Source organism: Pectobacterium wasabiae CFBP 3304 (assembly GCF_001742185.1).
GTDB lineage: Bacteria > Pseudomonadota > Gammaproteobacteria > Enterobacterales > Enterobacteriaceae > Pectobacterium > Pectobacterium wasabiae.
The window spans coordinates 1,350,587-1,372,398 of record NZ_CP015750.1 but is presented as its reverse complement, the minus strand read 5'-3'; the positions used below and the strand labels follow the sequence as shown (position 1 = coordinate 1,372,398).

At 52.1% G+C, this 21,812-nt stretch carries 17 protein-coding genes; 15 read left to right on the top strand and 2 right to left on the bottom strand.

The features are described 5' to 3' along the window. The first annotated feature begins 89 nt into the window (after positions 1-89). Positions 90-2,111, top strand: a complete 2,022-nt coding sequence (gene rep, locus A7983_RS06180) for a DNA helicase Rep (protein WP_005969123.1) — start codon at positions 90-92, stop codon at positions 2,109-2,111. Between the two features lie 280 nt (positions 2,112-2,391). Here rep and ppx read toward each other — a convergent pair whose 3' ends face one another. After that, complete coding sequence (gene ppx / locus A7983_RS06175; RefSeq protein ID WP_005969125.1) at positions 2,392-3,888, bottom strand: exopolyphosphatase; 1,497 nt, start codon at positions 3,886-3,888, stop codon at positions 2,392-2,394. A 6-nt stretch (positions 3,889-3,894) separates the two neighbouring features. Beyond that, positions 3,895-5,187 (bottom strand): ATP-dependent RNA helicase RhlB, encoded by a 1,293-nt coding sequence (gene rhlB, locus A7983_RS06170; protein ID WP_005969127.1) that lies wholly within the window; start codon positions 5,185-5,187, stop codon positions 3,895-3,897. A 229-nt stretch (positions 5,188-5,416) separates the two neighbouring features. On the opposite strand from rhlB, the gene trxA reads away from it, so the two are divergent. The 14 genes from trxA (at position 5,417) to thrP (ending at position 21,789) form a co-directional block, all read left to right on the top strand. Then, entirely contained in the window at positions 5,417-5,743 is a 327-nt protein-coding gene (gene trxA, locus A7983_RS06165; protein WP_005969129.1) for a thioredoxin TrxA, read from the top strand. A gap of 494 nt (positions 5,744-6,237) precedes the next feature. Next, positions 6,238-7,497 (top strand): transcription termination factor Rho, encoded by a 1,260-nt coding sequence (gene rho / locus A7983_RS06160; protein WP_025919665.1) that lies wholly within the window; start codon positions 6,238-6,240, stop codon positions 7,495-7,497. 406 nt (positions 7,498-7,903) lie between these two features. Beyond that, positions 7,904-9,001 carry a UDP-N-acetylglucosamine--undecaprenyl-phosphate N-acetylglucosaminephosphotransferase gene (gene wecA / locus A7983_RS06155; protein ID WP_086002457.1) on the top strand — a complete coding sequence of 366 codons (1,098 nt, stop codon included), beginning with the start codon at positions 7,904-7,906 and terminating at the stop codon, positions 8,999-9,001. A 21-nt stretch (positions 9,002-9,022) separates the two neighbouring features. Beyond that, positions 9,023-10,069: an ECA polysaccharide chain length modulation protein gene (gene wzzE / locus A7983_RS06150; protein ID WP_005969135.1), complete on the top strand. Its 1,047-nt coding sequence runs from the start codon at positions 9,023-9,025 to the stop codon at positions 10,067-10,069. A gap of 67 nt (positions 10,070-10,136) precedes the next feature. Next, entirely contained in the window at positions 10,137-11,261 is a 1,125-nt protein-coding gene (wecB, locus tag A7983_RS06145; protein ID WP_039478795.1) for a non-hydrolyzing UDP-N-acetylglucosamine 2-epimerase, read from the top strand. A gap of 123 nt (positions 11,262-11,384) precedes the next feature. After that, positions 11,385-12,647 carry a UDP-N-acetyl-D-mannosamine dehydrogenase gene (gene wecC, locus A7983_RS06140; RefSeq protein ID WP_005969139.1) on the top strand — a complete coding sequence of 421 codons (1,263 nt, stop codon included), beginning with the start codon at positions 11,385-11,387 and terminating at the stop codon, positions 12,645-12,647. Continuing rightward, the gene (gene rffG, locus A7983_RS06135) at positions 12,638-13,711 is read left to right on the top strand and encodes a dTDP-glucose 4,6-dehydratase (RefSeq protein WP_172645142.1); all 1,074 of its coding nucleotides are present in this window, start codon (positions 12,638-12,640) and stop codon (positions 13,709-13,711) included. The genes wecC and rffG overlap by 10 nt, the downstream gene beginning before the upstream one ends. A 38-nt stretch (positions 13,712-13,749) precedes the next feature. Continuing rightward, positions 13,750-14,481: a dTDP-4-amino-4,6-dideoxy-D-galactose acyltransferase gene (gene wecD / locus A7983_RS06130; protein ID WP_005969144.1), complete on the top strand. Its 732-nt coding sequence runs from the start codon at positions 13,750-13,752 to the stop codon at positions 14,479-14,481. A 4-nt stretch (positions 14,482-14,485) separates the two neighbouring features. Continuing rightward, the gene (rffA, locus tag A7983_RS06125; RefSeq protein ID WP_005969147.1) at positions 14,486-15,616 is read left to right on the top strand and encodes a dTDP-4-amino-4,6-dideoxygalactose transaminase; all 1,131 of its coding nucleotides are present in this window, start codon (positions 14,486-14,488) and stop codon (positions 15,614-15,616) included. A 1-nt stretch (position 15,617) separates the two neighbouring features. Then, entirely contained in the window at positions 15,618-16,868 is a 1,251-nt protein-coding gene (gene wzxE / locus A7983_RS06120; RefSeq protein WP_005969148.1) for a lipid III flippase WzxE, read from the top strand. After that, positions 16,865-17,950, top strand: a complete 1,086-nt coding sequence (locus A7983_RS06115) for a TDP-N-acetylfucosamine:lipid II N-acetylfucosaminyltransferase (RefSeq protein ID WP_005969150.1) — start codon at positions 16,865-16,867, stop codon at positions 17,948-17,950. The genes wzxE and A7983_RS06115 overlap by 4 nt, the downstream gene beginning before the upstream one ends. Beyond that, positions 17,947-19,338 (top strand): ECA oligosaccharide polymerase, encoded by a 1,392-nt coding sequence (wzyE, locus tag A7983_RS06110; RefSeq protein WP_005969152.1) that lies wholly within the window; start codon positions 17,947-17,949, stop codon positions 19,336-19,338. The genes A7983_RS06115 and wzyE overlap by 4 nt, the downstream gene beginning before the upstream one ends. Next, entirely contained in the window at positions 19,335-20,084 is a 750-nt protein-coding gene (gene wecG / locus A7983_RS06105; RefSeq protein WP_005969153.1) for a lipopolysaccharide N-acetylmannosaminouronosyltransferase, read from the top strand. The genes wzyE and wecG overlap by 4 nt, the downstream gene beginning before the upstream one ends. Positions 20,085-20,400: 316 nt before the next feature. Continuing rightward, on the top strand, positions 20,401-21,789 hold the full coding sequence (gene thrP / locus A7983_RS06100) for a bifunctional threonine/serine APC transporter ThrP (protein WP_005969154.1): 1,389 nt from the start codon (positions 20,401-20,403) through the stop codon (positions 21,787-21,789). Positions 21,790-21,812 lie beyond the last annotated feature (23 nt).

Below are 21,812 nucleotides of genomic sequence, written 5' to 3'. Positions count from 1 at the left end.
CGTGCTTTCCTTAATAACAAATCCCCGGTCAAGATCGATACGGCTTTCTGCTACAATCGCCTTCCATTTTATGAGTGAGCAAGATCGTTATGCGCTTAAACCCCAGCCAACAACATGCCGTCGAATTCGTCACCGGACCTTGTCTGGTACTGGCGGGCGCAGGCTCCGGCAAGACCCGCGTTATCACCAATAAAATTGCGCACCTTATCCGTCAGTGTGGCTATCAGGCTCGGCACATTGCTGCTGTGACGTTTACCAACAAAGCGGCGCGTGAAATGAAGGAGCGTGTGGCGCAAACGCTGGGGCGTAAAGAGACGCGCGGGCTAATGATTGCGACATTCCATACGCTGGGGTTAGAGATCATCAAGCGTGAATATGCCGCGCTGGGTATGAAATCTAATTTTTCTCTGTTTGACGATCAGGATCAAATGGCGCTGCTGAAAGAGCTTACGGAGCAGTGGCTAGAAAATGATAAGGCTCTGCTGCAACAGTTGATCTCAACGATCTCAAACTGGAAAAACGATCTGATCGACCCTGCTGGTGCGGCTGCGATGGCACGATCCGAACGCGATAAGCTGTTTGTGCATTGCTACTCGCTTTATCACGAACACCTGCGTGCCTGTAACGTGCTGGATTTCGACGATCTCATTCTGCTGCCCACGCTGTTGCTAAAGCAGAATGCCGAAGTGCGTGAACGCTGGCAGAACCGCTTACGCTACCTGCTGGTGGATGAATATCAGGACACCAACACCAGTCAGTACGAGCTGGTTAAGCTGCTGGTTGGCACCCGCGCACGTTTTACCGTCGTCGGCGATGACGATCAGTCTATTTACTCCTGGCGCGGCGCACGGCCACAAAATCTGGTGTTATTACAGCAGGATTTCCCTGCGCTTGACGTGATCAAACTGGAACAAAACTACCGCTCATCCGGGCGTATTCTGAAAGCCGCCAATATTCTCATCGCTAATAACCCACACGTCTTTGAAAAGCGGCTGTTCTCGGAGCTGGGTTACGGTGATGAGCTCAAAGTGATTACCGCCAACAATGAGGATCACGAAGCCGAGCGTGTCGTTGGTGAACTGATTGCCCATCACTTTATTAAAAAGACCCAGTACGGCGACTATGCCATTTTGTATCGTGGTAACCACCAGTCGCGTCTATTTGAAAAGATGCTGATGCAGAACCGTATTCCGTATCGTATCTCCGGCGGCACGTCCTTTTTCTCTCGACCTGAAATCAAGGATTTGCTGGCTTACCTGCGTGTATTGACTAACCCGGACGATGACAGCGCGTTTTTACGCATTGTGAACACGCCCAAACGTGAGATTGGTCCAGCGACGATGAAGAAGCTGGGCGAGTGGGCAGGGCAACGTAATAAAGGCTTGTTCAGCGCGAGTTTTGATTTCGGGTTGGGCCAGTCGCTGACGGGTCGTGGGCTAGAATCCCTGCAACGGTTTACACAGTGGATGGAGGGCATTTCCCGGCTTGCGGAGCGTGAGCCTGTTGCCGCCGTGCGTGACTTGATTCATGGGTTAGACTACGAAAGTTGGCTGTATGAAACCTCACCGAGTCCAAAAGCAGCAGAAATGCGGATGAAGAACGTCAATCAGCTATTCAGTTGGATGACTGAAATGCTCGAAGGCTCCGATCTGGACGAACCCATGACGTTGACGCAGGTGGTGACGCGCTTTACGCTACGGGACATGATGGAGCGTGGTGAAAGTGAGGAGGAATTAGATCAGGTACAGCTAATGACGCTACATGCATCCAAAGGACTGGAGTTTCCATACGTCTTTTTGGTTGGGATGGAAGAGGGCCTATTGCCGCACCAGAGCAGTATTGATGAAGACAACGTTGACGAAGAGCGGCGTTTGGCATACGTGGGGATTACGCGCGCCCAACGTGAGCTGTTCTTCACGCTGTGTAAAGAACGTCGCCAGTATGGCGAACTCATGCGCCCAGAACCGAGTCGTTTCCTGCTTGAACTGCCGCAAGATGATGTGGTGTGGGAAACGGAAAGAAAAGTCGTTAGCGCACAAGAGCGTATGCAGAAAGGTCAAACGAACGTCGCTAATATTCGGGCGATGTTGGCGAAAGCAAAAGGGGAGTAGATATACCCGTCATACTTCAAGCTGCATGTGCGTTGGCTTCGCTTACTCACCCCAGTCACTTACTGGTGTAAGCTCCTGGGGATTAATGAGTCTCATAAATGAGACTCACCCTTCGGGCCAGCGTTCACGCTGTTCAAATCGGTCTGGAGCCGATTTGTCGTGCGCTTGCCGCGTTACGCTGCTCATCACTGAGCATCGCCCTAAAGGGCTAACGCTTCGCGTTATTCAAAACGAACACGTTTTGTCCTGCAACTCGAATTATTTAGGGTATATATATCCGTTAAGCTGGGGTTTCTTCCAGTATCAGCGGCCAGTGTACGTAGCTTTGCCAACGACTTTCTTGTTCCAGCATTTCTGCCCGTAGCGGGTGTTGAGCCAGCCAGCCAGCAGGCAGAATCAAACGCAGCGCTTCACCTTCTACGCGTAATCGTACTGCCGGCAGCGTGTCATCGCGGCGGCGGCTGGCAAAAATAATAGCCAGACGTAACAGGCGACACAGGCGCTGCGCTTGATTGATCGGTAGCGCATTCTGCTGACTGAGCGGCATCAAATCGACGGGGTTAATCTGGTTTTGCAGGAGTGTGGCTAACAGTTTCTTCTGGGCTGGTGTAAAGCCGGGGAGATCGCTATGGCGAATCAAATAGGCTGCATGCTGGGGCGACTGACGAAAATCAATACTCAAACCGATTTCGTGCACCAGACAGGCGCTGCGCAGTAACTCGCGACATCGGCTATCCAACTGCCAGTCACGGGCAACCTGTTGCAGAAAGTTGTCTGCCAGCGTACTGACGCGTTTAGCCTGTTCGGTATCCAGCAGATAACGACGTTGTAGCGTCTCCAGCGTGCGGTGGCGGATATCCTGATCGACAGGCAAATTCAACATGCCATAGACCAACCCTTCACGCAGTGCGCCTCCAGCCAGCGTCATCGTTTTGATGTCGAGTTCCTGGAAGATAGCCAATAGGATGGCTAACCCGCTGGGGAAAACCAGTGCGCGTTCCAGCGTCAGGCCTTCAATTTCTAACTCTTCCAGCTTATCACACTGAATCGCATGCTCTTTAAGCTGCCTGAGCTTCGGCAGGGTAATGTATTCATCCATGCCCTGCGCGACCATAATTTCCTGTAGTGCTTGTACTGTACCGGAAGCGCCGACGCAGATTTGCCAACCCTGTTCGCGCAGGGAAGCCGCGACAGGGCGCAACATTTCACGTGCTGCATGTTCAGCACGTTCAAAGTTACCGGCTTCAAGGTTGCGATCGCTGAAATAGCGATCCAGCCAGGTGACGCATCCCATCGGGAGGCTGATCAACTGAGTCGTTTTGGCACCGACACCTGTCGCCAGTTCGGTACTGCCACCGCCGATATCCACAACCAGACGCGCATCTGGCCCACCTGTCGTATGTGCTACGCCTTGATAAATCAAGCGTGCTTCTTCTTCACCGCTGATAACTTGAATCGGCAAGCCCAGAATTTCCTGAGCCCGTTGCAGGAATTCGTCAGCATTCGTTGCCAGCCGCAGGGTTGCGGTCGCGACGACACGCACCTGATCTTGCGGAATATCCTGCAACCGTTCGGAGAACAGTTGTAGACACTGCCAACCACGCTGCATCGCTTCCTGCGAGAGCCGACTCTGCTTATCCAGCCCTGCCGCAAGGCGGACCTTACGCTTTATTTTCGCCAGCGTCTGAATGCTGCCTGCGGTTTCCCGGGTGACCAGCATATGGAAGCTGTTCGAACCGAGATCGATGGCTGCGTAAAGTGAAGAAGAGCTCAGCATCAACGGTTAGTCCGCTCGTTTACGGTTATTACGGGGCGCTCCACTGCGGCGTGGCGTATTACTATGTCGGCGCGGGCCATTATTAGAGCGCGGTGGGCGCGTTAAACGCTTCGGCGCAGGTAAATCGCTCATTAACGCGTCACTGTTGTATTTGCTGACCGGGATACCGTGACCGATATAGGTTTCGATAGCCGGGAGATTCAGTGCGTACTCTTCGCAGGCCAGGCTGATAGAAAACCCACTTTGCCCTGCACGACCAGTACGGCCAATACGGTGAACGTAGTCTTCGCAGTCATCCGGCAGGTCGTAGTTGAAAACGTGGGTTACAGAAGGAATGTGCAAACCGCGCGCTGCAACGTCCGTTGCCACCAGAATATCCAGATTACCTTGAGTAAATTCTTCCAGAATACGTAGACGTTTTTTCTGCGCCACGTCGCCTGTCAGCAACCCAACGCGGTGGCCGTCGGCAGCCAAGTGGCCCCAGACGTCTTCGCAGCGATGCTTGGTATTGGCGAAAATAATGCAGCGATCAGGCCACTCTTCTTCCAACAGCGTCTGGAGCAGGCGCATTTTCTCTTCGTTGGATGGATAAAACAGTTCTTCTTTAATGCGGTGGCCGGTTTTCTGTTCTGGTTCGACTTCCACGTACTCAGCGTTATTCATCTGTTCAAACGCGAGTTCACGCACCCGGTAGGAGAGCGTAGCGGAAAAGAGCATATTCAGGCGCTGTGCCGCGGCTGGCATGCGACGGAACAACCAGCGGATATCTTTGATGAAGCCGAGATCGTACATGCGATCCGCTTCATCCAGCACGACGACCTGGATCGCGCCCAGATTAATATGGTTTTGTTTGGCATAGTCGATCAGGCGACCGGTGGTGCCAACCAAAATATCAACGCCGCTTTCCAGCACTTTAAGCTGTTTGTCGTAGCCGTCGCCACCGTAGGCCAAACCCAATTTTAGCCCAGTCAGGTGAGACAGCGCTTCCGCGTCAGAGTGAATCTGGACCGCCAGTTCACGGGTGGGTGCCATAATTAAGGCACGCGGTTGATTGGTTTGACGCTCTGCGTTTGCAGGGTGTGAAAGCAAATAATGGAAAGTAGACGCGAGAAAAGCCAGCGTCTTGCCGGTACCGGTTTGCGCCTGACCCGCAACATCACGCCCTGACAAAGCTAATGGCAGAGCTAACGCCTGAATAGGCGTACAGTTATGAAACCCTTTGCTTTCAAGGGCTTCGATAACCTGCGGGTGCAGGGCGAAGTCGGAAAACTTCTGTTCAGTTAAGTGTGTTTTGCTCATAGTGTGGTAGAATATCAGCTAACTATTGCTTTACGAAAGCGTATCCGGTGAAATAAAGTCAACCTGTTGTTGGTTAATGCTAGACCAACAAGATATGCCCTTCATTTTTCAAGTTGTAGGTGTGTCGGTGGTATTGAATGACTTGGCGCTTCACCGGGCCTTGCTCTTGCACGTTTTGTCCTGCACCTTGAAATTTATTGGGTATATAAATAATTCTGTGGAGTAAAATATGAGCGATAAAATAATTCACCTGACTGATGACAGCTTTGATACGAAAGTATTGCAGGCTGAGGGCGCTACCTTGGTTGATTTTTGGGCTGAGTGGTGTGGTCCTTGTAAAATGATCGCTCCTATTCTGGATGAAATTGCCGAAGAGTTTGAAGGCAAACTGACGGTGACCAAGCTGAACATTGACGAAAACCCTGCCACTGCACCGAAATATGGTATCCGCGGTATCCCTACGCTGCTGTTGTTTAAAAACGGCGAAGTGGCGGCGACAAAAGTTGGCGCGCTGTCCAAAGGGCAACTGAAAGAGTTCCTGACGGCAAATCTGTAATTAGCTTGATACCCTGTGAAAGGGGATTGCCGACGGGCGCAATTGGGCAATATGCAATTCTCATATTGACTGCTTGCTGCTCGTCGGGAAGCGTGTTAGATTCTTCAACACTGCATATCGTACTTGCCTATGTTTAAGCCCCTTAGGCTTAAGCCTGAAAGTTAGACTCTAAAGCATTATTCTGTGTCGAAATCGAAAGAACGTTGTTTTACAAAGTATTTTTTGCAAAATAGTTGTTTTACAACACGTTTATGATCCGATTTGGGCAGTCTACTAGTTTTACAATAATTGGTTTTATGTGTCTTCGATCTCCTGCCGTTGATTTATGCAGATATCGTTTATGCGGATGTCGTTTGGCGCGGATTTAATGCGCTTCAGGTGTGAAACCAGACAGGAATCCGGTGGTTGAAGGCTGTTATAGAGGCACGGATGATCCTGCCATACCATTCACGTTAATAGTTCGAGATTTACCCCGAGTTAAAGAACCCACCACTATGAATCTTACCGAATTAAAGAATACGCCAGTTTCTGAGTTAATTACTCTTGGCGAAAATATGGGACTGGAAAACCAGGCCCGCATGCGTAAACAGGATATTATCTTCGCGATTCTGAAACAGCATGCCAAAAGTGGCGAGGATATTTTCGGCGATGGTGTGCTGGAGATTCTGCAGGATGGCTTCGGCTTTCTCCGCTCCGCAGACAGCTCCTACCTCGCAGGCCCCGATGATATCTACGTTTCTCCCAGCCAAATCCGCCGTTTCAATCTCCGCACTGGTGACACCATTTCTGGCAAGATTCGTCCGCCGAAAGAGGGCGAGCGCTATTTTGCACTGTTGAAAGTTAATGAAGTTAACTACGACAGACCTGAAAACGCCCGCAACAAGATCCTGTTCGAAAACTTAACGCCACTGCATGCAAACTCTCGTCTGCGTATGGAACGTGGTAACGGTTCGACAGAAGATCTGACGGCGCGTGTGCTGGATCTGGCTTCACCAATTGGCCGTGGTCAGCGTGGCCTGATCGTTGCGCCGCCGAAAGCAGGTAAAACCATGCTGCTGCAGAATATTGCGCAGAGCATTGCTTACAACCATCCTGACTGTGTGCTGATGGTGTTGCTGATTGACGAACGTCCGGAAGAAGTGACCGAGATGCAGCGTTTGGTGAAAGGTGAAGTGGTTGCGTCAACGTTTGACGAACCGGCTTCCCGTCACGTTCAGGTCGCTGAAATGGTGATCGAAAAAGCGAAGCGTCTGGTTGAACATAAGAAAGACGTTATCATCCTACTGGACTCCATTACTCGTCTGGCGCGTGCTTACAACACCGTTGTTCCGGCCTCGGGCAAAGTGTTGACCGGTGGTGTGGATGCCAACGCCCTGCATCGTCCGAAGCGTTTCTTCGGTGCTGCACGTAACGTTGAGGAAGGCGGTAGCCTGACAATCATCGCCACCGCGCTGGTTGATACTGGTTCCAAGATGGACGAAGTGATTTACGAAGAATTTAAAGGTACAGGTAATATGGAACTGCACCTGGCGCGTAAAATCGCAGAAAAACGCGTGTTCCCAGCGATTGATTACAACCGTTCTGGTACGCGTAAAGAAGAGTTGCTTACTACCTCTGAAGAATTGCAGAAAATGTGGATTCTACGCAAAATCATTCACCCAATGGGCGAGATCGATGCGATGGAATTCCTCATCAATAAGTTGGCGATGACGAAAACCAACGATGAATTCTTCGATATGATGAAACGTTCATAAATCCGGGCGTTCATCTATATATACCCTAAATAATTCGAGTTGCAGGACAAAACGTTAACGTTTTGAACAACGTGAAGCGTTGGCCCCTTCGGGCGAGGCTCAGAGATGAGCAGCGTAACGCGGCAAGCGCACGAACCCCTTGGAGCTTACATCAGTAAGCGACTGGGGTGAGTAAGAGAAGCCAACGCACATGCAGCTTGAAGTATGACGGGTACATTACGGATAACTCGGGGAACGCCACGCTGGGTCGTGGCGTTTTTTTATCCCCTAAGTGATCGGATGTGAATGTGCTTTCCGCAGATAAAGCGCGGTTACCACTTCAATTTGTACTGGCGATCAACGTGGGCGATAGGATATAAGGCGTAAACCGAGTCTATACTGAACAGCTACAGCACGGCTGTTAACGGTGAACTTATTCACTATGAGTACCGAATTACTATTTATTTTCTTGTTTTCTCTGGGCTTTCTTTTTTTTGCTCGCAGCATCGCGGGTAAAATAGGACTTGTCGATCGTCCCAACTACCGTAAACGTCATCGGGGTCTTGTACCTCTGGTTGGCGGCATTTCCGTGTATGCGGGTATCTGCTTTACCTACTTTATTACCGATCAATATATCCCCAACTTCCATCTTTACCTGCCGTGCGCGGGTGTGCTGGTGTTTGTCGGCATGCTTGACGATCGTTTTGATATCAGCGTGAAAATTCGTGCTGTTGTGCAGGCGTTTGTTGCAGTGGTGATGATGGCCTTTGCTGGCTTGACGATACACAATCTGGGGCACATTTTCGGCCCATGGCTGATGGGGTTGGGGCCGTTTGGCTATTTGGTTACGCTGTTTGCCGTTTGGGCTGCGATCAATGCGTTCAACATGGTGGACGGGATTGATGGGTTGCTCGGTGGATTGTCCAGCGTCTCATTCGGGGCGATGGGGATCTTGTTGTATCTGAGCGGCCATACGAATCTGGCATTGTGGTGTTTCGCCATGATCGCGGCGACGTTGCCCTATATTCTGCTTAATCTCGGCATGTTTGGGCGACGCTACAAAGTCTTCATGGGTGATGCGGGTAGCACGATGATTGGCTTTACGGCTATCTGGCTCCTGATTCAGACGACGCAAGGCCCGCAGCATCCGATTAATCCGGTTACTGCATTGTGGATTATCGCTATTCCGCTGATCGATATGATCGCCATTATGTATCGACGTTTGCGTAAGGGAATGAGTCCGTTCTCGCCTGACCGACAGCATATTCATCATTTAATGATGCGAGCTGGTTTTTCTTCCCATCAGGCATTTGTACTGATTACGCTGGCTGCCGTCTTGTTGGCTGCGATCGGTGTGTTGGGAGAATATTTCTTTTTTATACCTGAATGGGTCATGTTGGCATTATTCTTGCTTGTATTTCTACTATATGGCTACTGCCTGAAACGAGCATGGCGGGTCGCCCGTTTTATCAAGCGAGTCAAACGCCGTATGCGGCATTCTGATGAGCAAAAGCAGTCATCCTGACCAAATAACTTTGGGGAAGTAATGAAATCAGAGAACTTGTCTACTGGTAATGCGTTGATTGATAACGAACTGGATATTCGTGGTTTATTTCGCCACCTGTGGCGTGGGAAAGTGTGGCCGGTAGCGATTGGCCTGCTTTTTGCCATCGTAGCATTAGGTTACTCCTATCTCGTTAAACAGGAGTGGAGTGCGACAGCGATTACTGACAAACCAACGGTCAATATGCTGGGAGGGTATTACTCGCAGCAGCAATTCCTGCGTAACCTTGATGCCCGATCTTTTTCCACTCTTCAGCCTGAACAACCGCCCATCTCGGCTGATGCTTATGGTGAACTCATCATGCAATTAGCGGCTTATGATACCCGCCGCGATTTCTGGTTGCAGACCAACTACTACAAGCAACGCCTGGAAGGTGATGAAAAGGCTGACGCGGCCTTGCTGGATGAACTGGTCAACAATATTCAGTTTACGCCGCGTGATGATGGGAAAAAAACCAATGATTCCGTTAAGTTAGTGGCGGAAACCTCTGCGGATGCAAATACGTTACTCCGTCAGTATGTGGCTTTTGCCAGCCAGCGTGCTGCCAACCATCTGAATGAAGAGATTAAAGGGGCTTGGGCCGCCAGAACTATTTTCATGAAGTCGCAGATCAAACGTCAGGAAGCGGTAGCGAAAGCGATTTACGATCGTGAAGTTCGCAGCGTCGAACTGGCGCTGAAAATCGCACAACAACAAGGTATTAGCCGTAGTCAAACGGATACACCGGTAGACGAAATCCCCGCATCGGAAATGTTCCTGCTTGGCAGGCCGATGCTCCAAGCCCGACTGGAGACGTTACAGACCAGCGGCCCTCACTACGAACTGGATTACGATCAAAATCGTGCGATGTTGGCAACGCTGAACGTTGGGCCAACGCTCGAGCCCAATTTCCAGACGTATCGTTATTTGCGAACGCCGGAAGAGCCGGTGAAGCGTGACAGCCCGCGTCGGGCATTTCTGATGGTGATGTGGGGTGCGATTGGCGCGCTCATCGGGGCGGGTATTGCCTTGGCCCGCCGTCCGCGCTAACTGGCTTGCTGATTTGCGTTTGATGCTCGGCAAGCATCTGCATCTAACCTGATTAAAGAGATTCAATGTGAAAGTGTTGACTGTTTTCGGCACCCGGCCGGAGGCCATTAAAATGGCACCGCTGGTTCATGCCTTGGCTCAGGATGGAGCCTTTGAATCGAGAATTTGCGTAACAGCCCAGCATCGGGAGATGCTGGATCAGGTGCTGCGTTTGTTCGATATTACACCGGATTACGATCTGGATATTATGCGACCGGGACAGGGACTCAGCGAGATATCCTGCCGGATCTTATCGGGGCTTGAACCCGTTATGGCAGAGTTCAAACCGGATTTGGTGTTGGTTCATGGTGATACCACCACGACATTGGCAACCAGTCTGGCGGCTTTTTACCAGCGTATTCCGGTCGGCCACGTAGAAGCGGGTTTGCGTACTGGTAATCTGTATTCTCCCTGGCCGGAAGAAGCCAACCGTAAGCTGACGGGGCACCTGGCGATGTACCATTTTGCCCCGACGGAGAATTCCCGACAAAATCTGCTGCGTGAACACTTGTCCGAACGACATATTTTTGTCACTGGCAATACGGTGATTGATGCGCTGTTTTGGGTGCGTGACCGCATTATTGGAGACGCTACGCTACGCCGCAGCCTCGATGAAAAATATGCCTTTTTGGACGACAGTAAGAAACTGATTCTGGTTACCGGGCATCGACGTGAGAGCTTTGGCAGCGGTTTTGAGCGCATTTGTAGTGCTCTGGCGGATATCGCCCGGCGACACCCTGAAGTGCAGATTGTGTACCCCGTCCACCTGAACCCTAACGTTAGTGAGCCGGTGAATCGTATCCTGAGCGGCATTAATAATGTGATACTGATTGCACCGCAGGACTATCTGCCCTTCGTGTATTTGATGAACCGTTCCTACATGATTTTGACCGACTCGGGTGGCATTCAGGAAGAAGCGCCGTCGTTAGGCGTTCCTGTTTTGGTGATGCGTGATACGACGGAGCGGCCGGAAGCGGTGGAAGCGGGGACGGTCAAACTGGTCGGCACGGAAGTGGCGAGCATTGTCGATGCGACATCTATGCTGTTGACAGATGAAGAGGCGTATCAGGCAATGAGCCGCGCCCATAATCCTTTTGGTGATGGCCAAGCCTGTCAACGTATTGTTGATGCGTTAAAAAATCATAGGAAATGATTTTTAGCGCCGCTTTACGGCAACCCGAAGGGTGTCGGGCAGGGATAGCTCGACATAAAAAATCGCCAGGAGCGATTTTAAACGTCGCCATGCGGCGGCAGACATAAAAATTATGGTGACACTATGAGCTTTACTACCATTTCCGTAATCGGTCTAGGCTACATCGGCTTACCCACCGCCGCGGCCTTTGCGTCGCGTCAGAAAAAAGTTATCGGTGTCGATGTGAACAAACTGGCGGTTGAGACTATTAACCGCGGTGAAATTCATATTGTCGAGCCCGATTTGGATACCTTGGTCAAGGTCGCGGTGGAAAATGGCTACCTTCAGGCGATGACAAAACCTGTTCCAGCCGATGCTTTCCTGATCGCTGTTCCTACGCCTTTCAAAGGCGATCACGAACCCGATTTGACCTACGTTCAGGCCGCGGCAGCGTCCATCGCCCCTGTTCTGAAGAAAGGCGATCTGGTGATCCTGGAATCGACTTCCCCTGTGGGGGCGACGGAGCAAATGGCCGAGTGGCTCGCTGAGACGCGCACGGATTTGACGTTTCCGCAGCAGGTTGGAGAAACGGCGGATATCAATATTGCCTATTGCCCTGAACGCGTGCTACCCGGTCAGGTTGTGGTCGAGTTGATTAAAAACGATCGCGTTATTGGCGGTATGACTCCCGTGTGCTCTGCCCGCGCCAGCGAACTGTACAACATCTTCCTGGAAGGTGAGTGTGTGGTTACTAACTCCCGCACCGCTGAAATGTGTAAGCTGACTGAAAACAGCTTCCGCGACGTTAACATCGCTTTCGCCAATGAGCTCTCGCTGATTTGTGCCGAACAAAACATTAACGTATGGGAACTTATCCGATTGGCAAACCGCCATCCTCGCGTCAATATCCTGCAACCCGGTCCTGGCGTTGGCGGGCACTGCATTGCAGTCGATCCTTGGTTTATCGTGGCGCAAAATCCGCAGCAGGCGCGGCTGATTCACACTGCCAGGCTGGTTAACGATGGTAAGCCGCTTTGGGTGGTCGATCGCGTGAAAGCGGCCGTGGCGGATTATCTGGTGCAAACGGATAAGCGCGCTAGCGAGGTCACGGTGGCCTGTTTTGGATTAGCGTTTAAGCCCGATATTGACGATTTGCGCGAAAGCCCTGCGGTGGGGATTACGTCGATGATTGCACAATGGAATACTGGCGTGACGTTAGTCGTCGAACCGAATGTCAAACACCTGCCGTCCACGCTGGCTGGGCAGGTAAAACTGGTCGATACCCTCAGCGCATTAAAAGAAGCCGATGTGCTAGTGATGCTGGTCGATCATCGTCAGTTTAAAGCGATCAGCCCAGAAGATGTGAAACAGCAGTGGGTCATTGATACTAAAGGAGTATGGCGTTGAAACGTATTTTAATTACTGGTGGAGCAGGGTTTATTGGTTCAGCGTTGGTCAGATACATTCTGACTGAAACGCAGGACAGCGTCGTGGTTGTCGATAAACTGACTTATGCGGGGAACCTGTCTTCGCTGGCGCCGGTTGCTGAGAGTGAACGTTTTGCGTTCGAGCGGGTGGATATCTGCGATCGCGCTGAACTGGATCGTGTCTTTGCGGCTTACCAACCTGCACTGGTGATGCATTTGGCGGCGGAAAGCCACGTTGACCGCTCTATCGATGGCCCGGCGGCGTTTATCGAAACCAATATTGTCGGCACCTATACCATGCTGGAAGCGGCACGCCACTACTGGCAGAACCTGGCTGATGCGGACAAGAGTGCGTTCCGTTTTCACCATATTTCTACCGATGAAGTGTTTGGCGATCTGCATGGGACGGACGATCTGTTTACCGAAACCACGTCTTATGCGCCGAGCAGCCCCTATTCGGCATCGAAAGCGTCCAGCGACCACCTTGTTCGCGCCTGGCTGCGTACCTACGGGTTCCCGACGGTTATTACCAACTGCTCGAATAACTACGGCCCTTACCATTTTCCAGAGAAGTTGATTCCGCTGGTTATCCTGAATGCAGTCGCGGGCAAACCGTTACCGGTTTACGGTGACGGCGCGCAGATTCGTGACTGGCTGTTTGTCGAAGACCACGCTCGAGCACTGTACAAAGTGGTGACGGAAGGTGAAATCGGCGAAACGTACAACATCGGCGGTCACAACGAACGTAAAAATATTGAAGTGGTGCAGACGATTTGCGAACTGCTGGAAGAGCTGGCACCGAATAAGCCTGCTGGCGTGGCGCATTATCGCGATCTCATCACCTACGTGAAAGACCGTCCCGGCCACGATATGCGTTATGCGATCGATGCCGGGAAAATTGAACGTGAACTGGGCTGGCGTCCAGAAGAAACGTTTGAGACGGGCATGAAAAAAACCGTCAGTTGGTATCTGAATAACGAAAAATGGTGGCGCAGTGTGCAGGACGGTTCTTATACCGGCGAGCGTTTAGGACTGAACGACTAAACTGCGTGCTATATGGCAGAAAAGAAAGGGGCGAAACGATGACCTGTCCGATATCAGCAGGAAAGGGAGAGATTTGCGCCACGGTTGAACCGCTGATCTGGGAAAGCGAATTCTTCCAGATTGACAGCGGTAAGCTGAATTTCTCGCCTGCTGCGCCCGCGTTAACGAGTGATGCGCTGAGTGCATTTACGCTGACGCAGGCCAAAATCGCGGCAGACAACCTGGCGTTGGCGGATGCGTTGGCCTATCTCGGTTTTCGCTTGGTGGAAGGTGAGGCCGACCTCAGTCTGCTTCTGCATTCGACGGCAGCCGTTACGCCGCTACCGCGCTGGCGTGAAGCTACGCTTGACGATATCCCAGCGCTGAGGGACGCCGCATCGCGTGTTTTTGCGCTGAGCCGCTTTCGTTCCCCGTGGTATCAACCGGAAGATAGCGGGCGCTTCTATGCGCAGTGGATTGAAAATGCCGTGCGCGGGACGTTCGACCACTGCTGTTTGCTGGTGGAAGATGCCGCAGGTCATCCGCAAGGATGGGTCACGCTGCGCAGTGTGAATGACACGGATGCCCGTATCGGGCTACTCGGCGTTTGGCCCGGTGTTACGGTAAGGGGCATAGGTTCACAACTGATGGCGCTGGCGGAAACGTGGTGCCGACAGCAAGAGTTGACACGCCTTCGGGTCGCAACGCAGGTTGGTAACGTGGCGGCGCTTCGTCTTTATCTTCGCCGTGGTGCCACGATTGAGAGCACGGCATATTGGTTATACAGGTGATCACATGATTCCATTTAATGCGCCACCGGTTGTCGGTACGGAACTGGATTATATGCAGGCTGCCATGAGCAGCGGCAAATTGTGCGGCGATGGCGGGTTCACCCGCCGTTGTCAGCAGTGGCTGGAACATTATTCCGGTAGTAAAAAAGTCCTGCTCACGCCTTCTTGCACCGCGTCGCTGGAGATGGCTGCTATTTTGCTGGACGTTAAGCCCGGCGATGAAGTGATTATGCCGAGCTATACCTTCGTTTCTACTGCCAATGCTTTTGTATTGCGCGGGGCGAAGATCGTGTTTGTCGATATCCGTCCGGATACCATGAACATTGATGAAACGAAGATCGAAGCGGCAATTACAGAAAAAACGCGCATTATTGTGCCAGTTCATTACGCGGGCGTGGCCTGTGAGATGGACGCGATTATGGCGTTGGCGAAGAAATACGATTTATATGTCGTGGAAGATGCGGCACAGGGCGTGATGTCCAGCTACAAAGGCCGCGTTCTGGGCTCCATCGGCCACATCGGCTGCTTCAGCTTTCACGAAACCAAGAACTACACCTCGGGCGGAGAGGGCGGAGCCACGCTGATTAATGACGCGAGGTTGGTGGAACGGGCGGAAATCGTCCGTGAAAAAGGCACCAACCGTAGCCAGTTCTTCCGTGGGCAGGTGGACAAATACACCTGGCGCGACATCGGCTCAAGCTACCTGATGGCGGATATTCAGGCCGCCTATCTCTGGGCACAGTTGGAAGCAGCGCGACCGATCAACGAGCGTCGCCTGAAACTGTGGCAGAACTACTACGCGGCATTCAAATCGCTGGCCGATGCCGGGCGACTTACCTTGCCGACCGTGCCTGCCAATGGGATTCATAACGCGCACATGTTTTATATCAAACTGCGCGATCAGGACGACCGCAGTGCGTTTATCAATTATATGAAAGAAGCCGAGATCATGACGGTCTTTCATTATATCCCGCTACATAGCTGCCCGGCGGGCCTGAACTTCGGTCGTTTCTCCGGTGACGATCGCTACACCACGCAGGAAAGCGAGCGGCTGGTACGTTTACCACTGTTCTACAACCTGTCGGACGTCAATCAGCGCACCGTTATCAATACCATTCTGAGCTTCTTCTCCTGATATGTCGTTGGCGAAAGCATCGATATGGACGGCAGGCTCCACGCTGATAAAAATCGGCGCGGGGCTGGTTGTCGTCAAACTGCTGGCGGTCACGTTTGGCCCCAGCGGCGTGGGGATGGCAGGAAATTTCCGCCAGTTGGTTACGGTGTTAGGTGTGTTAGCCGGGGCGGGGATTTTCAACGGCATCACTAAATATGTCGCGGAGTATCAGCAACAGCCGGACCGACTGAGGCCGCTGCTAGGCACGTCTATCACGCTGGTGCTGGGCTTCTCCACCTTTCTGGCAATACTCTTCCTGGCGGCCGCAACGCCTATCGCCAAGCTGCTGTTTGGGCATGACGATTATCGTGATGTGGTGCGTGCGCTGGCGTTTATCCAGATGGGTATCGCCTACGCCAACTTGTTTTTGGCGATCCTTAAAGGCTATCGGGATGCGATAGGCAATGCGCTGGCTGTTATCGGCGGCAGTCTGATCGGATTGGCGGCTTTTGGGCTCTGCCTGCGGCTGGGCGGCTATGTTGGCGCATTGGCAGGACTGGCACTGGTGCCTGCGCTGCTGGTTATTCCTGCGGGAATAATGCTATTGCGGCGTACACCGCTGTCGCTGGCGTCGTTAAAACCAGCGTGGGATCGCGCCATCGCCGGGCAATTGGGAAAATTTACGCTGATGGCGTTGATGACGGCGGTGACGCTGCCCGTTGCATACATCATGATGCGTAACCTGCTGGCGGCGCATTACAGTTGGGATGAAGTGGGCATTTGGCAGGGCGTTAGCAGTATTTCCGATGCTTACCTGCAATTTATTACCGCCTCCTTTACCGTCTATCTGTTGCCGACGCTCTCGCGTCTGACGGATAAGACCGCGTTGGCGCAGGAGATTGTTCGCTCGCTGAAATTTGTGTTGCCCGTTGTCGCGGGCGTCAGCTTTTGCGTGTGGCTGCTGCGAGATGTTGCCATTTGGCTGCTATTCTCCAGCCAGTTTACCGCAATGAGGGATCTCTTTGTTTGGCAGTTGGTCGGGGATGTAATGAAAGTGGGTGCTTACGTCTTTGGCTACTTGATCATTGCGAAAGCGGCGTTGCGCTTTTATCTGCTCACGGAAGTCAGCCAGTTCCTCCTGTTAACCGGTTTTTCTCACTGGCTAATTCCGCTTTATGGCGCACAAGGCGCAGCACAGGCCTATATGGCAACTTATCTGGTCTATTTTTTGCTTTGTTGTTGCGTATTCATTATTTACCGTAGGCGAGCATGACGACACTGATTCATGTATTGGGATCTGACATCCCGCATCATAACCAGACCGTTTTACGTTTTTTTAATGACGTACTGGCGACGGAACTCCCTGGACAGCAGATTCGGCATTTCATCGTGGCGTCCCGCGATGGCATTTCATCGGCTGATTTTCCTGCACTGCGTATCGAAACCTGCGTGGATAAAAAAACGCTGGCTGAGGCGGTTATCGCCAGAGCGAAATCAAACCGTAAGATGCGCTTTTTCCTACATGGGCAGTTTAACCCTACGCTGTGGCTGGTGTTGCTGAGCAGGAAAATCAAACCTGAGCAGGTTTACTGGCACGTTTGGGGGGCGGATTTGTATGAAGAGGCAAGTAGCCTGAAATATCGCCTGTTTTATCTGCTGCGGCGTATGGCGCAAAAGCGTGTTGGACACGTGTTTGCCACGCGTGGCGATCTGGCGTGGTATCAGCCGCGTGCTCCTCGTGTGCCGGCGTCATTGCTGTATTTTCCGACGCGGATGGATCCGGCGCTAACGGGCATACAGGTGGATAAACCGCTGGCTGGGCCGATGACGATTCTGGTCGGCAACTCTGGCGATCGCACGAATCGTCATCAGGAAGCGCTACAGGCGATTCACAAGCAGTTCGGAAAAAATGTACGGGTGATTGTGCCAATGGGCTACCCCGCGAATAATGAGTCCTACATCGCGCAGGTGGAAAAAGACGGTTTGGCGCTGTTCGGCGTGAAAAATTTCCAATTGCTGAAAGACCAACTGGCGTTTGATGATTATCTCAACATGCTGCGCACCTGTGATTTGGGCTATTTTATTTTCGATCGCCAGCAGGGGATCGGGACGTTATGTCTGCTGATTCAGTTTGGTGTACCGTTCGTGATTAGTCGGCAAAATCCGTTCTGGCAGGATCTGACGGAACAAGGTCTACCTGTGCTGTTTTACGGTGACCAGATGAATGAAGCGTTGGTGCGTGAGGCGCAGCGCCAACTGGCATCGGTAGATAAACACCAGATCGCGTTCTTCAACCCCAATTATTTGCAAGGCTGGCGGGATGCGCTGGCGTTGGCGACGGGAGAACCGAGATGACATTGGGGCAATTTGGCGGGCTGTTTGTCGTTTACCTGATTTCAGTCATCTTTATCCTGAGCCTGACCTGGATGGAGTTTCGGCGCGTGCGTTTTAATTTTAACGTACTGTTTTCGCTGCTCTATTTATTGACGTTCTATTTTGGTTTTCCGTTTACCTGTGTACTGGCATTCCGGTTTGGCGTTGACGTCGTCCCCGTGCAGTATCTGCTTCAGGCGATGCTGTCCGCGACGGCGTTTTATGCGATCTATTACGTTAGCTATAAGACGCGACTACGCCAGAAAACCTCCGTGCCGCGTGCGCCACTCCTGACGGTGAATCGGGTTGAAGCCAACTTGACCTGGCTGCTACTGGCGTTGATCGCGGTAGTGACCGTCGGTATTTTCTTTCTCAACAACGGTTTCCTACTGTTTAAGTTGCGTACTTACAGCCAGATATTTTCCAGCGATGTGTCCGGCGTAGCGTTGAAACGCTTTTTCTACTTTTTCATTCCGGCAATGCTGGTGGTGTATTTCCTGCGCCAGACGCAGCGTGCGTGGCTGCTGTTCCTCGTTGGAACGGTTGCCTTCGGGATGCTGACGTATGTGATTGTCGGCGGTACGCGCGCGAATGTAATCATCGCCTTCGCTCTATTTCTGTTTATTGGTATCGTGCGCGGCTGGATTACGCTCTGGATGTTAGTCGCGGCTGGCGTGTTTGGGATTGTCGGGATGTTCTGGCTGGCGCTGAAGCGCTATGGGCTGGATGTCAGCGGCGATTACGCCTTTTATACTTTCCTCTATTTAACCCGTGACACCTTCTCGCCCTGGGAAAATCTGGCGCTGTTGTGGCAGAACTATGACAAGATTGAATTTCAGGGGTTGGCACCGATTGCCCGCGATTTCTACGTCTTTATTCCCTCTTGGCTATGGCCGGACCGTCCGAATTTGGTGTTAAACAGTGCGAACTATTTCACCTGGGAAGTGCTGAATAACCATTCTGGGCTGGCGATATCGCCTACGCTGCTGGGCTCGCTGGTGGTGATGGGCGGCGTGCTGTTTATCCCACTGGGGGCTATTGCAGTCGGACTGGTTATCAAGTGGTTTGACTGGGTGTACGAGCTAGGGAAGAACGATAGCAATCGCTATAAGGCCGCTATTTTGCAGGCGTTCTGCTTCGGTGCCGTATTCAATATCATTGTGCTGGCGCGTGAAGGCGTCGATGCCTTCGTTTCACGTGTGGTGTTTTTCTGTCTTGTATTTGGCCTGTGCTTGCTCGTCGCGAAGTTGCTTTACTGGCTGCTGGAAAGCGCCGGGCTCATCCGGCAGCGTCTGGTGCGCATGCGTGCCATGCCATTAGCACCCACACCCAGTACCGTAAAGGATCCTGTGATAAAGGAGCAGATATGACCGCGTTGAAAACCCCAGAGACCGTTCCTCTTTACTCTATCCGTGGTTTGTCCATTCACGGTTTTCGCAATAGAGCGCAGTTTGTTGATTACCTGTTCGCAGGGGAGCGGGTTGAAACGGGGACGCTTGTCGCGATTAACGCCGAGAAAGTACTAACGGCGGAAAAAGATGTAGCGCTGCGAACACTGCTCGATCGCGCAGAATATAAGTATGCGGACGGTATTAGCATTGTGCGTTCCATACGGCGCAAATACCCACAGACTGACGTCACACGGATTGCGGGCGCAGACCTGTGGGAAGCGCTGATGGAGCGGGCGGGCAAGCAGGGAACGCCCGTGTTTCTGGTGGGGGGCAAACCTGATGTGCTGGCACAAACAGCAGCGAAACTGCACGCGCAGTGGAACGTCAATATTGTCGGCAGTCAGGATGGCTATTTTGCACCAGAGCAGCGCGATGCGCTGTTTGAGCGCATTCGTGCCAGCGGCGCACAAATTGTCACCGTCGCGATGGGGTCGCCACGGCAGGAAATCCTGATGCGTGATTGTCGCCACCACTATCCTGATGCGCTGTATATGGGCGTCGGTGGAACCTATGACGTCTTTACCGGGCATGTGAAGCGCGCCCCGCTCGTGTGGCAAAACCTAGGGCTGGAATGGCTCTATCGTTTGCTATCCCAGCCGAGCCGGATTTTTCGGCAGTTTAAGCTTTTGAAGTACGTTGCCTATCACTACAGCGGTCGTCTGTAGCTTTATTGCGTTGGCGCGTTGAACGCGCCAACCTGCTTCATCGTCTTTCCCTCGCCGCCTTTCTCTACAGTAGATAACCCTAACTTTTCATTCCTATTCGACTTCAATTGTCTGTTTGTCAAACAATCGGAAAGACAGAATTCTATCTTTGACGTATTCATCGTCCCTGATGTGTTATTCACGTCCACATTACGGTATTTTCATGGCCGCCGATTTGAGGCGAGGAACATTTTTTCTAATAGATAGATCGTATTTCTGAAATAAGAACAATAACCGGCAATAGCCGGGATAAACACGACATAAAGACAGAGGATATATGGCAGAAGATGTAAAGCAGGAAAAACTCCATCGAGGGTTGGAAGCCCGACATATTGAGCTGATTGCGCTGGGTGGCACAATTGGTGTCGGGCTATTTATGGGCGCGGCCAGCGCGCTGAAGTGGGCGGGGCCATCAGTCTTGTTGGCCTATATTGTTGCCGGGATTTTCGTTTTCTTCATCATGCGCTCAATGGGCGAGATGCTCTATCTGGAGCCGGTTGCAGGATCGTTTGCCGTCTACGCACATAAATATATGCATCCCTTCTTCGGTTATCTCACCGCGTGGGGCTATTGGTTCATGTGGATGGCGGTCGGGATTTCGGAAATTACCGCCATTGGCGTGTATGTACAGTATTGGTTCCCCGATTTGCCACAATGGATACCGGCCATCGCCGCGGTGGCGCTGGTCGCGGGTGCAAACCTTGCTGCGGTAAGGTTGTATGGCGAAATCGAATTCTGGTTCGCGATGATTAAAATCACCACCATCGTTGTGATGATATTAGTCGGCGTCGGTATTATCTTCTTCGGCTTCGGTAACCACGGTCAGGCGACCGGATTCAGTAACCTGACCGAGCACGGCGGCTTCCTCGCTGGAGGCTGGAAAGGTCTGCTGTTTGCACTCTGTCTGGTGGTGGCGTCCTATCAGGGTGTTGAGCTGGTAGGCATTACGGCAGGCGAGGCGAAAAATCCGCAGGTGACGCTGAAGCGCGCGATCAATAACATTCTGTGGCGCATCCTGATTTTCTATGTCGGCGCGATCTTCGTTATCGTCACGATTTTCCCTTGGAATGAAATCGGTACGTCCGGCAGTCCGTTTGTGCTGACGTTTGCGAAAATCGGTATTGTGGCAGCGGCAGGCATCATCAACTTTGTAGTACTGACGGCCGCGCTGTCCGGCTGTAACAGCGGCATGTATAGCTGTGGTCGTATGCTGTATTCGCTGGCTAACAATCGTCAACTTCCTGCCTGGCTAGGTAAAGTGACGGCCAGTGGTGTACCGGCGGCAGGTGTCATGGTTTCTATTCTTTGTCTGGTGGCTGGGTCACTCTTGAATTACGTCATCCCTAACCCGGAAAAAGTGTTTGTTTATGTCTATAGCGCCAGCGTGCTGCCGGGCATGGTGCCGTGGTTTGTCGTGTTGATCAGCCAACTGCGTTTTCGTGAGCAGCATCGTGCTGCGCTGGCCACCCATCCGTTTAAATCGATACTGTTCCCGTGGGTAAACTACCTGACGATGGCATTTTTGCTGTGCGTGCTGGTGGGAATGTATATAAATATCGACACACGGATGTCTTTATTGGTCGGTATTGCCTTTTTAGCCGTGGTCAGCCTGTGCTATTTCGCGCTGGGATTGGGTAAAAAAACGTCGCTGGCAGGGGGTAAATAGTCGTTTTTGGGGGCGGGAAGCGC